Origin of the sequence: Segetibacter sp. 3557_3, assembly GCF_004354985.1 — a bacterium.
Classification (GTDB): domain Bacteria; phylum Bacteroidota; class Bacteroidia; order Chitinophagales; family Chitinophagaceae; genus Segetibacter.
The window spans coordinates 287,315-303,907 of the sequence record NZ_SMSK01000004.1 but is presented as its reverse complement, the minus strand read 5'-3'; the positions used below and the strand labels follow the sequence as shown (position 1 = coordinate 303,907).

Annotated in this window: 10 protein-coding genes; 6 read left to right on the top strand and 4 right to left on the bottom strand. The window is 46.4% G+C overall.

Features of this window, described 5'->3' with window-relative positions; genetic code table 11:
- Positions 1-387 precede the first annotated feature (387 nt).
- Complete coding sequence (locus EXU57_RS09210; RefSeq protein ID WP_165958089.1) at positions 388-2,346, top strand: SBBP repeat-containing protein; 1,959 nt, start codon at positions 388-390, stop codon at positions 2,344-2,346.
- A gap of 268 nt (positions 2,347-2,614) precedes the next feature.
- On the opposite strand, the gene EXU57_RS09205 is transcribed toward EXU57_RS09210, so the two are convergent.
- Together EXU57_RS09205 and EXU57_RS09200 are read right to left on the bottom strand one after the other, a co-directional pair.
- Entirely contained in the window at positions 2,615-3,109 is a 495-nt protein-coding gene (locus EXU57_RS09205) for a DinB family protein (RefSeq protein ID WP_133267900.1), read from the bottom strand.
- Between the two features lie 484 nt (positions 3,110-3,593).
- A complete protein-coding gene (locus tag EXU57_RS09200; protein WP_133267899.1) occupies positions 3,594-6,035 on the bottom strand; it encodes a TonB-dependent receptor in 2,442 nt (813 codons plus the stop codon).
- A 339-nt stretch (positions 6,036-6,374) separates the two neighbouring features.
- On the opposite strand from EXU57_RS09200, the gene EXU57_RS09195 reads away from it, so the two are divergent.
- Entirely contained in the window at positions 6,375-8,264 is a 1,890-nt protein-coding gene (locus EXU57_RS09195) for a rhamnogalacturonan lyase (protein ID WP_133267898.1), read from the top strand.
- Positions 8,265-8,555: 291 nt separating this feature from the next.
- On the opposite strand, the gene EXU57_RS09190 is transcribed toward EXU57_RS09195, so the two are convergent.
- Positions 8,556-9,536, bottom strand: coding sequence for a gluconolaconase (locus tag EXU57_RS09190; protein ID WP_133267897.1), 981 nt, complete (start codon positions 9,534-9,536; stop codon positions 8,556-8,558).
- 2 nt (positions 9,537-9,538) lie between these two features.
- Positions 9,539-10,747 carry a PQQ-dependent sugar dehydrogenase gene (locus EXU57_RS09185; RefSeq protein ID WP_133267896.1) on the bottom strand — a complete coding sequence of 403 codons (1,209 nt, stop codon included), beginning with the start codon at positions 10,745-10,747 and terminating at the stop codon, positions 9,539-9,541.
- 355 nt (positions 10,748-11,102) lie between these two features.
- Between EXU57_RS09185 and EXU57_RS09180 the strand changes: the two genes are divergently transcribed.
- The 4 genes from EXU57_RS09180 (at position 11,103) to EXU57_RS09165 (ending at position 16,591) form a co-directional block, all read left to right on the top strand.
- Complete coding sequence (locus EXU57_RS09180) at positions 11,103-12,140, top strand: bile acid:sodium symporter family protein (protein WP_133267895.1); 1,038 nt, start codon at positions 11,103-11,105, stop codon at positions 12,138-12,140.
- A 351-nt stretch (positions 12,141-12,491) separates the two neighbouring features.
- Positions 12,492-12,914, top strand: a complete 423-nt coding sequence (locus EXU57_RS09175; RefSeq protein ID WP_133267894.1) for a hypothetical protein — start codon at positions 12,492-12,494, stop codon at positions 12,912-12,914.
- Between the two features lie 436 nt (positions 12,915-13,350).
- Entirely contained in the window at positions 13,351-15,774 is a 2,424-nt protein-coding gene (locus tag EXU57_RS09170; RefSeq protein WP_133267893.1) for a TonB-dependent receptor, read from the top strand.
- 346 nt (positions 15,775-16,120) lie between these two features.
- Positions 16,121-16,591, top strand: a complete 471-nt coding sequence (locus EXU57_RS09165) for a DUF4625 domain-containing protein (RefSeq protein WP_133267892.1) — start codon at positions 16,121-16,123, stop codon at positions 16,589-16,591.
- Positions 16,592-16,593 lie beyond the last annotated feature (2 nt).

Below are 16,593 nucleotides of genomic sequence, written 5' to 3'. Positions count from 1 at the left end.
GCAGCGTTTTGGACCCCATTTAAGTACACCAGCATGCATCCTGTTCCACCAAATCGCCACCCTCTAGCTCCAACACCCGGATCAACCCGGCCAGATAGTTTGTCTTAATAGTTCCTTTGTACGAGTCTGTTAATTGTCCAATCACGTTCTGCAAGAAGGAGACATTCTGAATAGCTAAGGATAGGTTATAAGGTGCTGGTCAGGTAACGACGTTTTCACCTAGGGCTTACCCTGCGGTTGGTGCGGAATGTCGAAACCCTCGTCCGAAGTAGCAACCCCCTTGGGTAGGTCCCTTAAACTGAGATCGAAGTCGCAGCTTCTTGAATGATTGTTATGGAAAAGTCTGTCGGAAAGATGTTAATTTGTAACTATCCCAAATCCTGCCCTATGACCAGAACTTTACTAATTGGCACACTACTGCTAATATCTTACCTGGTGCAAGCCCAGCCCAGTTTTAACTGGATGAAAAGCATAGAAGGTACAGCCTACCAGAGTGGCAGCTTTGTAGATACTGATAGTGCTGGAAACGTTTATACTACCGGCCAGTTTACGGGCACGATAAGTTTCAGTTCGTCGGCTGTTTCAAACAGTCTTACAGCAGCCAGTAGCAATGATATCTACATTGCCAGGCTGGATGCGTCGGGAAACTTGTTGTGGGCAAAAAACATCGGTGGACCCGGAACCATCACCGTACATTCCCAGGCAATCGATCCAAATAGCAACCTTTACCTGCTCTGCCGAATTCCCCAGGGCTCGGCAGATGTCGACCCCGGTCCCGGTATTACGCTACTCACCGCTACTGCCCAAAACATCATCATAAAATTAGACTCTGCAGGCACACTAATTTGGGCCAAAGAAATGGCGGTAGGAAGCGAAGGAATTGCCGCTGACAGGTCAGGGGTTTATTTTTCTGGATTTTTCCAGGGCACCCCCGATTTTGATCCCGGACCGGGTGTGTTCAACCTGACCGCCGGAACAAGGTTTAACATGCACATCACTAAACTGGATAGTTCCGGCATGTTTGTGTGGGCAAAAAACATGGGAAACGGATCTCAGGGATTTCTCTCGATAGCTGTGAACACTTCCGGCATTTATACCTCCGGAACCTACGAGGGAACTGCCGATTTTGACCCGGGACCCGCAACAGTTAACCTTACGTCTTTGGGAAGAAGAGATCTCTTCATTACTAAGTCTGACCTGCAAGGCAATCTTATATGGGCAAAAACGAGTACGGGATCTAATGAGTCGTCGCCTGCGTTTACACACATAAGAGTAGCTCCTGATGGCGACATTTACGCTGCGGGCACCTTTACCGGAACGATCGATTTTAATCCTGAACCAGAAACAACTTATTCAACCAGTAATGACGGTATTTTCATGTTGCGATTCGACAGCTCAGGAAAACTTCGCTGGGGAAGAAACCTCCCGGGCCCGAGTGCAAGGCTACGTTCAATCGCTGTAGACGCTTCAGGTATACATGGTACTGGCTGGCTTTTTAACACTGAAGATTTTGACCCGGGGCCAGGAGTCAGCACATTAACATCAGCCGGATCATCCGATTTTTTTATTTTTAAGTTAGATGGCACCGGCAACCTTGAATGGGCAAAAAACATTGGTGGCCCACTTGCCGACTGGTCCAATTCAATCGTGCTGGATCGTTCGGGCGGCATTTTCGTGACAGGTTATTTCAGCGGCAGTGTTGACTTTGACCCCAGAACCGGTACTAATATTGCCACCTCCGCTGGTAACGAAGATGCGTTTTTACTAAAGCTACAGCAATCTGTTACCCTACCGCTTCGATTAAGAAATCTTACAGCAAGCCTTAACGGCTCACAAGTAGTGGATTTAAGATGGCAAACCCTTGCAGAGGTGAATACAGCCCGGTTTGTTGTGGAACGCAGCTTAAACGGACGCATCTTTAGTACTGCGGGTTCACTTAACGCTACAAGCAGTCCTCTTTTAAATGATTACGAATTGGCAGATCATATTGCCGCTATACCTGCCGGGACTCAAACGCTTTTTTATCGCCTGAAGATGGTGGACAAAGATGGCTCTTTTACTTACAGCCCGGTGGTCGCGGTAAGGTTAACAGGCAACGAAATATTGTTGCAGATTTTGCAAAACCCCGTTGCTGACCACCTGAACTTACAGGTAGCAGCGAGGGGGCAAACCGTAACACTTTCCGTTGTTGATAACGCAGGCAGAATGTTGAAACAAAGTACCCTGAAAACGACCGGCGCAACCTTCTTATCACTTGACATCAGCTCACTCCCGAAGGGGAAATATTACCTGACGGCAAGAAGTGAAGATGGGGAACAGCAGGTAAAAGATTTTATGAAATTCTAGCAGCATCAACCAGGCCGTTTCGCTAGGGGAATGATTAAATGATTAACCGCGCCGCTTCACTAAATTAGTGAGGCGGTTCTATAATACAAACCCAGCGGATTACAAGACGGATCACATGACGTTGATGCATCACCACTGCTCTCTAATGTGATAATTGCTAAAAATCTATCGGCGTTCATACCGGAACTTTCTACAAAGTACCAAGGTCATGCGTCCGTAGTATCCGTATTTCCTGCGTGCCTGAAAGCTCTTCTTTAAAAAAGCATCCTTATTGATCCTCGTAAGTAGGGCCATACAAGCCCGGCACCTTATTACCTGTAGCCCGCAGGTACACGATCATTTCACCACGGTGGTGATAAATATGGTTAAAAAGAAATCCGCGCGCAACAATACCCCTTGGCATGGGACCAAGAACGACACGGTCACCCACTTTCATTGTCCAATGGTCCTGCAGTTTTTGGTCAGTAAGGGTGCTTAAAGCATTTCTTGCCTGTTGCACATTGCTTTCGAAAAGCGCCAGCGTAGCCTCGATGTCATTCACATCGCCCCGCTCCAGGCGATCGGCAGCTATATCGTATTCATCATGGGTTAGGGTACCCACATACCAGTAGTAAATGGTAGCAATATGTTGAGCAAGCTCGCCCATCGTCCACGATTTCTCGGAAGGCTTGTAGCTAATATCCTTTTCAGGAATGGCCTGTAACAGCTTGCGTGTACTTTTTACTTCGTGTTCAAATTCCTGTAGAAGGGATTGCAATAGCATGTCTCAATTGTTTAAATGGCAGATGACGTACAAATTGTTTTCAATCTGAAACTACAATCACTAGCGGAGTAATCCAACTCCCATGAATTAATTGTTACTACCTATCACATCAATGCGGGCCTCGTTAGGTAGCATTATATAACAAATGCATTCGCCGGTCTGTTTTGATGTGTCGATGGGGTCTTTGCCTCTCTGTTAAAATCTTCAGGCAACCACGTTACCAGACCGCCATGGTCGGACAGATAATCTTGTTTACTCAAGCCACTGTTACTATCGATGAGCCCGGTTGTGTTAGGCTGTACGGGAGTGGAACACCCTTTCGAAGCGGGTTCATCCGGACGGGTGTACACACAGATCTCTCGATTGATTGTTCAAATACCAGTGTTGGTTTTCTATGGAGGCACGGCCCCGGTCGTCCGGGATGAATTTATCAACAACAGGATCGCTTAACGCGCAAATCACGAGGTGAAAACATGGGTATGTCTTAGAATTCCACCTTATAGTTCAACACCGGGATCAGCCCGGTTTGGTAACTGGTATTAATCGTTCCTTTGTACGAGTCAAAGAATTGTCCAAAGATATTCTGCCGGTTGGTGGCATTCTGGATATCCAGTGATAAGGTGCTGGTCATATGCCTGCGATTCCATTTCAAACTTACCCGCAGGTCCGTACGAAAATAAGCCGGGTTCTGCATGGTGTAAGCCTCCTTTTGGCGATATACGGCATAGCCAGCTGTCTGCGACCGCGCCAGGTCGATCGGTGTGGTACGCAGTCCCCCGGCATATATTGTCTTAATGTTTATGCCAAAGGTTCTTCTTCCATCAGGGGTCACGAACTCCTTACCTGCAACCAGGTTCATAACATAGTTTCCATTAAAACGGGTATTTCGTTCTATGCCGTCAAGTGCCTTGTATTTTGACTCATACAGCGACGTGCTGGCGGTGTAGTAAAAATGATCATCAAGATAACGTTCAAGCGACAGCTCGACACCATAATTTCTTCCGGTGCCTTTGTTGGTTAACGGATCCGTTACATATTCACTCGCTATATTCAAGGTAGACAGTGTAGCTGTATCGTATACGCTTACAGGTACGTTGTACAACTGTTGGTAATATGCTTCTGCCTTAAAGGCGAGTTTCGGCTGGAAGAAGTGCTGCCAGGAAAGCACATAGTGGCGGGCCCTGGTTAGACCCAGGTCTTTGTTTGGCAAGGTGACAGTACCATTTGCATTTTCAAGTTGTGCAAAATAAACGCCAAGCGGCTGGATCTGGCTGTGTTCGCCATAACCAAAAGCAAGACTGTTTTTGCGGTCGGCCTGCCATTTTACCGAAGCCCTTTTCTCCAGTGAGTTTGCGTTGTTGTACAGTAGCTGAAGGTAATGCAGGCCGGCGTTAAAGGTAAGGTTCTGCATTGCCTTATATTGCCATTGCGCAAAGCCCTGCACCGTATGCGTGCTACCATTGGTATTAATTTTTTCCTCTAAAGGAGCAGACTCGTTTTCTTTCGAGCGCTGGTGGTAGTTGAATTGAATGCGGTTTACAATTGTTCCGGCACGTAGTGTGCTCCGGTTCGAGAACTTATGGTTTAATGTGGTGGTTAACGTTTGCTTAGCCGTTTTAAATTGATCAATGTAATCATCGCGTAACGACAGGTCATCGTTGATGTACCGGTAATTGTCTTTGATGATGTTGTACGAATAAGCAAGTGCGGAACGAAGACTTGTTTTTCTGCCTAATAAGATGGTATGCGTTAACCCGGCAACACCCGTATTGGAGACAAACTTTCCGGTAAAACGGTCGGAACGGTCCTTCCATTTGGTAGAGTCGAACTCGGGACTATCGTCCTGAGAACTCAGTCCCCCAAAGCCAAACAAGGTAAATGTTCCAAAGCGATTGGTAGGCAGGTAAACGTTGAAAGAAAGGTCCTGGAAGTTGGTAGCGCCAACCACCGGCACCCCTATCTTATTGAGCAAACCCAGGGTCGAATACCGATAGTTGACGAGGTACGAGCCCTTGTATGAAGGCATGATGGGGCCCTCTGCAGCAGCATTCAATCCAAGTACACCTGCCTGTAGTGCGTACTCTTTTTTCTCGGTATTACCCTTTCGCAATTTCAAGTCGAAAACACCACCCAGAGCGTTGCCATACTCTGAAGCAAAAGCTCCTGTTACAAAGTCGGAGTTGGCCAGTAATTGTGTACTCAGGATAGAGATACCCCCACCACTGCTGCCAGTGCTGCCAAAGTGATTAGGGTTGGGTATGTCGACACCTTCCATGCGCCATAGCAGCCCGGTTGGTGAATTACCGCGGATGGCGATGTTGTTGTTACCATCGTCCGTAGCTACCACACCCGGGAAACCCATAGCCATCCGGGATGGATCATTTACCGCCGCCGCATACTTTTGTGTTTCCTCAACCGTAAAGGCTCGGGCACTTACTGCACTCATGTCGTTTAAAGGTTTGTTCCTTTTATTGTTCGCCTTTACGAAAACGGTATCGTTCACCTTAAAATCAGTTTCCATCGATACCGTTAGCACCGTTTCTTTTCCGGCGTTCACCGTGATGTTGTCGACCAACGCTTGCCTATAGCCAATGCTGCTAACCTGTAATTGAATCGTGCCTACCGGTACATCTAAAAAGCGGAAAGCACCTTTGCTGTCGGTAGCTACTGTTTTATTTTGTTTCACTAACAATACCGTGGCACCAGCCAGCGGAGTTTGCAATACCTGGTCAACCACGATACCCCTTACCTGCTGCACAGGCATCATGTATTGCGCATAAGATTTCGTTGATAACAGACACAAAATGATGGCGACTTTTATTGCTGCACCTAGGGAATAATGAATACAGGTGGCACCTTTTATTGCTCTAAATTTAAATGTCCTTAGTTTGTCGTTTGCTTTCTCTTGTTTATGTATGGTCCTCATAATAGTTTATTTAATCAGGAAGACAAGCTTGTAGTTGTTTACCCCTATGCCGAAAAAAAATTATTTATTTCAACACCTGTTAAACACGAAAAATCCTGATTGATGATTGCTCAATGAAAAAACAAAAGAGACGGACGAGATGACTAAAAAGGAAACATTAAACGAGAGAACTTTACCTTAAACCTGTTTTTAGTAGAATAAGTATTAACCTCGTGTTCCGGGTACTTTAATGCATAAATTTACTTTTACTGTATCATTGGTGTGATCGGTAATTGCATTCGCTGGCACGGTCAATGATGCTGATTTTTTAGCAGACCCTATATGTAAAAGCACCATTTTATGAAAAAACAATTGTTTTATCTACTCTTTTTATTGCTCACCAGTTCGCTGCAGGCGCAACGACTGATGGAGAAGCTTGACCGTGGGGTTGTTGCCGTTCGTCATGCCCCGGATTCAGTTTTCATTAGCTGGAGATTGTTGGGCACGGAGCCGGAAAACCTGCCCTTCAATATTTATCGAACAACGGGGAGTGGCAAAGCCGTAAAGCTGAATGGACAGCCACTAACCAGTGGCACAAACTGGATCGACACAAAGGCCGATCTCACACAAAGCAACACCTACATCGTAAAAGCAATTGCAAGTGGGAAGGAAAGTGGCAGCCATAAACCTTTTGTTCTGCCAGCCAATGCCCCGGTGCGCCAGTACCTTTCATTACCGCTTCAAACTCCTGCGGGCTACAGGCCGCACGATGCATCCGCCGGCGACCTTGATGGGGATGGCGAATATGAGCTCATTCTTCACCAGGTGGGGAAAGGTCTTGATAACTCTTTTAACGGTTTAACGGACATCCCCGTGTTACAGGCATATAAACAAAACGGAACCCTGTTGTGGACCATAAGCCTGGGCAAAAACATTCGCGAGGGAGAGCATTACACCCAATTTATCGTAATTGATATGGACGGTGATGGTAAAGCTGAAGTGGCAATGAAAACTGCAGACGGCACCATCGACGGCCAGGGAAAAGTGATTGGCGACTCTACTAAAGATTACCGAAGCAAAGAAGCCCGGACACTTGGAAAGGTACTGGAGGGACCAGAGTTTTTTACCATATTCAATGGCGAGACCGGTGCCGCGCTTGCGACAACAGACTATATTCCCTCCCGGTATCCTATTGATGGATGGGGCGGCCCCGGCGGGAATGGCGGCAACGACAATACCGGCAACCGGGTAGACCGTTTCCTGGCCTGTGCGGCCTACCTCGATGGCAAGCTGCCCAGTGTGGTGATGTGCCGTGGTTATTATGGCAGAACAGTCCTGGCAGCCTGGGATTACAGAAACGGCAAGCTAACCTCCCGATGGGTGTTCGACACTAAGGATGGCAAGAACCCCTTCTCCGGCCAGGGTAATCACAACCTTACCGTGACAGATGTTGATGCAGATGGCAAAGACGAAATCGTTTATGGTGCGATGGTGGTCGACGATAATGGAAAGGGCCTTTTTACTACCGGTTTCCGGCATGGCGATGCTTTGCACGTAAGTGATCTCGATCCCGCAAAACCTGGCCTTGAGGTTTTTGGCCCGCACGAAATTGAGGACCACTCGAAAGGCGACTCAGGTTATGTTAAAGACGCCGGACCCGGCGTTGCTGTTTATAGTGCCCGTACCGGGGAAGTCTATTTTAAAGGTGCAATCGACACGGATGTTGCAGGTGGGGTGGCAGAGAATATCGATCCGGATAATCCGGGTGCCGAAATGTGGTGGTCGGGTTCAAACGGATTGCACTCGATGAGCGGGCAAAAGATCGGTCCTAACCCAACCGGCAACTGGCCAATCTGGTGGGATGGCGATTTCACCCGTGAGTTAATGGCGGCGGGCAAGGTTAACAAATATAAAGGCGGCATCATCTGGAGTTCACCCGGTGCAGAAAGAGGTAACCAAAGAGGGGGTGCAAACCTGGTCGCAGACCTTTTTGGCGATTGGCGCGAGGAGATGATAGTAAGCGGCGGCACGAATGAGTTGCGTATTTACACCACCGTTATTCCAACAACCCGGCGGCTTTATACCCTCATGCATGACCCGCAATACCGGTTAAGCATTGCCTGGCAAAATGTGGCCTACAACCAGCCCCCGCACCTGAGTTTTTACCTCGGCGACGATATGAAAAAAGCGCCAAAGCCAAACATCGTTTTGGTAAAACAACCGGTGAATGGAAAGGTAGCGTCGAAGTAGGTTGCTACTGGGCAAACAGTCGCTTACCCCGGCAAAAGCAAGATCCCCTTGGTGTTTCGATAAATTAAGAAAGACCTACCAAAAGGGTCATTCTTTCCTGATCTACGTTGAAGTACTTGCCTGCCCGCCTACCTTCCCATGGGCTCATTTCAGAGCACGATATTGCGGGCGTATGTTCAAGCTTTCTGTTTGATGTTTGCAAGCAGGCACCAAACGAGCGGCAATAAGTGACAAATGATCCGTTTGAATCACTTAGAAACAACCCGGCTAAATTCCGAGTACGAGATCATCTTACTCGCTGAACTTCTTTGGAACCGGCTTAATGACCGCTTTTTGAATCGCGAAGTTCCTGGTATGAAAAGCAGTACTGTCGTTTAACTGGTGAAAGTTGGCATTCATTACCCATATTTCGTCGCCTTTAAATGTGGCTGTTGCCGGGTAGGTAAAACGGTCAACTATCAATGTGGTGCCCGAAAGTTTTACAGATGCCCAGTTGTCTTCGGTAGAAAGCTTCATAACCTTGTCATTACCCCCGTTTACCAATATGGTAAGGGTATTTTGATCGTTCAACAACATCCCGTCTGCGCCAATAAAATACATGCTGCTTTTTACAGGCTGCACATTCTGCCCGTTATTGATATCCACCTTATACAACGTGCCTTTACCCGTGCTATTCACCAGAAGAAAACCACCAGGATGGTAAACCAGTCCATTCAGACCAATACCCTCAGACTTAAACAGGGGACTTTTGCTAAACACCGAAGGTCTACCTGCCGCATCCACTTTAATGATTGCGTTGGAATAACTATCGGTTAAGTAAAGATTGCCTTTATCATCAAACACCAGATCATTTGCAAAATGTTTTCCCTCATAAAGGTTTGCGAGGTTAATGTCGGCAACCTTGTTGCCGGTTGCAAGATCAATTGAGATTAACCGCATCATTTTGTTGCGTGTATCAGGCGAAGTGTATTTGCTGTAATTGGCATCGGAAGCACATACAAACAGCCGCTTGCCGTCCGGGTGAATCTTCATACCATAGGTTGACTTCAAACTTGTATCGCTATGAAGGACCGTATAAACACCTGATGGTGTAACCTTGCCGATTGTTCCCATACGTGCCGAGGAAACATAATAAACATCAGCAGCTTTATCATAAGCAATGCCTTCCGGAAAAGCGTCCGGGGCGGTGAAAGTAATGCGTTGTGTGGGACGTACGGAAAGGCAGCCAAAATGAATAATACTCAGCAGGCCGATATAAATAGCAGATCGCATGATTAAGATTTACGTTTGATAGCATAGATGACACCATTGGCATCGTCTGATAAATAGATTACACCCTTTTCGGTAATGGCCAACCCCGTTGGCCGACCCAGGTATGCCTTACGGCCAAACACGGGAAAAGCAGGCTTTAGAAAACCAGTTACAAAATCTTCTGCGGCAACCGCAACACCATCGCGAAATCGGATCCGCTGTACCTTATACCCAACCAATTTGCTGCGGTTCCATGATCCATGATATGCTACGAGTGCATCGCCGTTATATTCCGAAGGGATATTTGCCTGTCCCTTAAAAAACTTAAAATCAATTGGGGCCATATGTGCCGGTAAATCCAACACCGAAGGCACCGTTTGCAACGCAAACACTTTTTTTATTTCGCCGGGAGGATCATCTTTATGTTTGTCAATTTCCTGTTTGCCATACACGAAAGGAAATCCGTAATTCCCGTCTTTTACAATGCGATTGATTTCTTCGGGCGGCCACCTGTTGCCCTTGCCATCGCCACCATTGTCGGCACCCCAGAGTTCACCTGTTTGGGGGTGAAAATCGATACCGATGGTGTTACGCAAACCTGACGCAAACACGGTATGCTTCCAGGTCTTTGGATCAATTTGCCAAACCGCAGCTACACCGGGATCCACTTCTTTACAGTCGTTGCAAAGCGTACCGATTGTCATATACATCATCCCATCCGGGCCAAAAGCGATGGTGCGATTAGGGTGTTGTCCGCCGCTTGGCATATCCGTTTTCAGCACCTCCATGGTGCCCAACATACCATCGGGGTTAATCTTATACCGGCGAAGCTCATAGTTACTAACGAGGTACAGGTACCCGCCTTGCTCCAGGACACCATGTACCGAGCGGAAAGGATATTCTATTGTTTTTACTTCGTCGAACCGGTTATCACCTGTAGTGTCGCGGAGCAGCAGTACATCCATCCCATCCCGGCGGGTAACATAAAGATCCCCATTGGGCATGGGTTGCATCATTCGCACTTTGCCAAGACCCGAAGCGGCTACGCTAATCTCCCATCCGTCGGGCACCTTCAACAGTTTAACCATAGGGTTTAAAAAGTCGAGGTGCTGCGGCCACTTGGAAACCAGCTTCGACCGTTCTACATGGCGTGGAGGCACACCCCTTTGGGCAGATGCGGGTCCGGCAACAACCAGGACCAATAAAAGAGATAAAGGAAAAAACCGGTGCATGCAAAATGTTTCGGGGATAACATCAATTATAATACCCCGCAACCAGTGGGTAAAAGATGGTCAGGCAAATGCAGATTGGGGAAATAAGTAGCACAACAGTTTGCACCCTGTATCTCGAAAGCATAAGAAAATGATGAGCAATAATGCACGTGAACAAGAATGCATTCCGGAACACATGTCGTATGCGCTTGTCACACTTTAGTCATAGCAGGGGAACCAGTCGCATCGCTTGTTAAACATGGTGGTTCGTTTCTTGCTTCCCCCTTTTTGCCCTCGCTTCATCAACAACCATACAGCGACAATGTTTACATCTGTAAGCTCATTCGCTGCCATTTGGCAACTATAACTTTGACGCATGAATACTGGAGATCTACAAAATCAAAATGAAGGGGTATTGCCAAAACCAGGCTTCCTGAGCAAAATCGGGCTGGATACGTTTGTGATTCTGTTACTGGCAATGATCGTTTTGGCCCGGCTTTTTCCGGGCCCCGGTGTTTATGAAGGCACATTTTCGCTGGCCAATATCGCCTCGTGGGGAGTTTCGTTTATTTTCTTCTTTTACGGTTTACGGTTGAGCCCAGAGAAGCTAAAGGCCGGCTTAAGCAAATGGAAGCTTCACTTACTTGTTCAGCTTACCATCTTTGTGTTATTCCCGGTATTGGTATTTGCAGCCATGCAAATCTTTAAAAATGAAAGCAATCAATATCTGTGGCTGGGTGTATTTTTTCTTGCGGCATTACCGTCCACCGTTTCTTCATCTGTAGTAATGGTTTCAATTGCGCGCGGCAACATGCCTGCGGCAATCTTCAATGCCAGCATTTCAAGTTTGCTGGGCGTATTTATTACACCGACCTTGATGGGATTGGTATTGGATAGTGCCCCTGGTCAGTTTGACTTAACAGCGATAATAATAAAGCTTGCCCTCCAGGTGCTGGCGCCGGTTGTCCTCGGTATATTACTACATAAGAAGTGGGGAGACTTTGCCGAACGAAATAAAAAGCTATTGAAAAACTTTGACCAATCTATAATCCTGCTTATTGTATACACATCTTTCTGCGAGTCGTTCGAACGTGATATGTTCAGGGATTTCAGCATTCAGGATCTGCTGTTGTTGACAGCATGTATGGCCGTGCTGTTTTTTGTTGTTTTTTTTATCGTTAAGGCCTTTTGCAGATTGTTGCGGTTCGACCGGGAGGATACCATTACCGCCCTTTTTTGCAGTTCTAAAAAGTCGCTGGTACATGGTACGGTTATGTCGAAGGTACTGTTTGCAGGCAGCGAAGTAACAGGGATTATCCTGTTGCCCGTTATGCTATACCACGCCTTACAACTGATCATAGCGAGTATTATGGCACAACGTTATGCCGCGCAAAAAGATAGGGGTTCGGCGTAAACGAATGGCAACCGGCGAGAAACAATTAAAACGAAGCATCACATGGTTAACCGGTCTCTGGGGGGGTCGCCTCCAATTAGCTAAACCAACGGGCTTGCAACCCTGATTCGCGACCAGTCAGATTGCGATGGCAGAAAGAATGTTTTAACTGAATATTTGCTACAGGCAAATCCGATAATGCCAGCGAGCGGCGGCGATATTGCTAAAACGTATCCCGTACGAACAGCCAATATAAACAGGATAAAAGAAACCTGGTGGCGGACCTGGTAGCAATGGACATCATTTTTCCCCTCCACCGTAATTGTCATGCCTACTATAAACGCAGCATCACGATCCTGTCTATTAGATTGTATGGCGAAAAAATTATCCCAAAAAATTGCTTCTAAAAAATTACATCATTGTTGCAAAAATGGTAAATACCGCTATATTTGCACCGTGCAATCAACACCAACAAACTTTTACCAGAAGATCATTTCACTTCTCCTATTGGGATTGTTTGTTATTGTACATGGTGTAAAGGTGTTTCACAGTCACACTTCAAAAGAGTCTACAGCTACCCTTAAAATTAAAGTAGACGGAGCCCTCATTAAAACAAGTGACAAGTGTACCATTTGTGATTATCATCTTGCTAACGGTGCTGTGCCAGTCACCAATACCTACACCATAAAATCGCCTGATTTTAAAACCTCCATAAAAAAGACGCAATCGTCTTTTGCTGTTATTACCTCCATTGGTTCCGTCGCTACCGACCGCGGCCCTCCTTCGCTCGCTTAAAATCCTGCTCTGTAATCTGCCATGTGTTTGCAGTATTGCACTGCCGTGAAAACGGTAATCTATTGCAATATCAAATTTGCAACACCCACATGTAAATGTTACAGCATCAGGTACACCGGCTTTATGTTGACATACCAGCCGGAGCCGACGAAATAATTTCTTATCTCTTCACCTTTACGCCTGTAATTTTCTTCATCTCTTAACTGGTGTGGTACTCTTGTATGCGAAGCCAATCCCCAGGCTAATGCTTACACGTTTGCTAAAGCAGCCTGCCAATCAGCATATGTTGAGCCAGGCTCATCAGTGCACCCTGGTGTACAAATGAGCCTGATGTACGACACCGTACACGTGGTGACCGGCAGCCCAGAAAGTTTAACCAAAACCTTGAAGGAGACACAACGTAAAGTGTGAGCTACACCATGCAACCAGCACCCCGATGCGGCACCCGTATTTTATTATTCTACTAAGCTTTTGCTTACCTCCAAACGTTTATTCGCAGGCCGGTAAACTATCCGGTGAAGTGGTCAACGACAAACAGGTTGCCGCTGCAGGTGCCTTAGTAAAGTTTCTTGATCGCCCGGGAGAGCAGGTGACAGACTCCACCGGCCGTTTCGTTTTCGTCGGTCTTATTCATGGGCACTATAGGGTTGAAGTATCGTATCCTGGCTATAACCGGCAAACGGTACACCTTGACATACATCAGGATAGTTTGTTTGTAACCATCAGCCTTAGCAAGGTCGACAACCTACCCCATGTTACTGTTCGGACCAGCAACGTTGCCTCACGAAAGGAGCAAGAGTCACTTAATTTGGAAATTATCAAAAGCGAGTTTATCCAACGGAATCTCGGAGGAAGCTTGATGAAAACCCTTGAACGCCTGCCCGGAATTAAAACAATCGGAATTGGTTCAGGTCAATCCAAACCACTTATTCGGGGACTAGGCTTTAACCGGGTTGTAGTAGTAGAAAAAGGGATTAAACATGAAGGGCAACAATGGGGCGCAGATCATGGGCTGGAGATTGACCAGTTTGCAGCAGCGGAGGTAGCGCTGATTAAGGGTGCTGCTTCGTTTGTGTACGGCTCTGATGCAATAGCAGGGGTCATTGATATCAAGCCTGCAAATGTACCTGGTGTTAACACGATTGGCGGCTCGGCAGACCTGATTGGCAAAAGCAACAATAATTCACTGGGCACTTCTGTTAACTTTTTCAAACGTCGAGATCGATGGTTCTTTGATGCCCGGTTTACCTATCAGAACTATGCCGACTATCGCGTGCCTGCCGACACCGTTTATGTATACAGTTATGCCGTGCCGTTGCACCAACATTATTTGCGCAATACTGCAGGACGTGAAACGGGGCTTCACCTAAACACAGGGTATATTGGTAATCATTTCAGGTCGATATTCTATTTAAGCAATACTCATAGCAACAGCGGTTTTTTTGCAAATGCACATGGGCTTGAACCGCGCCGGGTAAACACAGCCCTTCACGATGGCTCTGCCCGCGACATAATGATGCCGAGCCAGGAAGTCAATCACTTCAAGGTTATTAATCGTAGCACCTATACTTTTCAGCACCATAAGCTGGAAATGGACCTGGGTTACCAACGTAATTACCGGCAAGAGTTCAGCCATTATGTAAACCATGGCTATATGCCGCCGGTTTACCCTTCAGAAATGTCGGCTCCACAAAACCTGGAAAGGGAATTTAACAAGCATGTATTTGCTGTTAACTTAAGGGACATTGTTACATCAGGGAAGCACACCATTACATCAGGTATAACCAGCGAATACCAGCACAATAATATAGGAGGATGGAGCTTCCTCGTGCCAGCATTTAAGCAGGCAACAGCAGGTGCTTTTATCTACGACCATTACAAACTAAACGAACAAACCAGTTTACACGCTGCCATTCGCTACGACTACGGGAAGTTGCACATGCATGAGTATACCGACTGGTTTGCGTCGGATGTTACAAGCGGGAACAATACACTATCGCAAAAACTAACCCGGGCAGAAAACCTGGTGCGCCGTTTTAATAGTTTGGTATGGTCAGCAGGGATCAATTACAACCCGGAAGATTTCAACTTTAGAATAAATATTGGCAAAAGCTTCCGGATGCCCATAGCCAAAGAACTATCGGCCAATGGGGTAAACTACCATTATTTTAGCTACGAACGTGGCAATGCCAACCTTTCGCCGGAACAATCCTACCAGGCTGATGTTGGCCTGGGATGGAATACGGAAAAGTGGTTTGTTCAGTTCAGTCCTTTTTACAACTACTTTCCCAATTACATCTACCTTAATCCCACATCAGCTCACGATTACTATTACGGCGCAGGTAACCAGGTTTTTAAATATGCCCAAAGCAGGGTTATGCGTTATGGTGGCGAAGTTCAGGCGAGGTACCACGTTTTAAAAACGGTTAGCGTTGAACTCCTGGGTGAATACCTGTATGCCAGGCAACTATCCGGCGACAAACGAGGATACACATTGCCATTCTCCCCACCACCATCCGGTCTAGCCAACATCACCTGGTCGCCCGCTATAAACAACACATTCTCAAAAACCTATTTCTCGCTGGATTTCAGGCGTACCCTTAAACAAGACAACATTGTACCGCCTGAGAAAAAAACACCCGGCTATTCAATTATCCACCTGCAAACCGGCAGCGAAATTAAGATTGCCAAACAGGTTGTTCAATTGAGTTTGCAAGTCCAAAATTTACTAAACACCCGTTACCTGAATCACACCAGCTTTTACAGGTTAATCGAATTACCCGAAGCGGGAAGAAACGTTGTACTATCTCTTAAAATTCCATTTAGGATACAATCAGCTGTTAACCTGAACCAGCCATAACAAACAAAGCAAATGCAATCACACGTGTACAAATCACCAACAACATGAAAACATCAGAACTAATTGCAAGCTGCCTTTTAGTGGCTGCAATAGCTATGTTTTTTAAGAAACTAATGTGAAGAAGTGATAACACTAATTAGTGGAGCTATGGGCAAGCATGAAGTGCCAGTGACATCGCAGCACTGCCTGGTTATTTGCTGCAGGCAGTGCATGCAGAGCACTACGGGATCAGAAAGCATTAAACAACAAACTCAATACAACATGTCGGCATAGCCGGTACTATTTAAACATGATTTAGAACACTGCTATACTCCTACATCATCTTAAAACATCAAAATTTCATCACATGAAACAACTACTATTTTCCACCTTAACAGCGCTCGTGATTTTTATAGCAGGGTGCAAAAAAGACGGCGCTGTTATCGATACGGAATATCCTGTAATCGACATCAACTTTGCTGACGCCTTTCCCAAGCAATGCAGCAGCATCACCCGCGGACAAACCATTTCGTTTAAGGCAAGGTTTAGCGATAATGTACAGTTGGGCGGTTACGGCATAGATATCCATCACAACTTCGACCACCACTCCCATAGTACAGAAGTTAATCAGTGCAGCACAGAACCCCTTAAAACAGCCCTCAAGCCTTTCGTGTTTATCAAAAGTTTCGACATTCCGGCCGGACTAAAGACTTATGAGGCAAGTGCCGAACTCACCATTCCAATGGACATCGATCCTGGCGATTATCACTTCCTCATCCGCCTGACCGATAAAGAAGGTTGGCAAACCATAAGGGGCCTAAGTATAAAGCTACAGTAGTC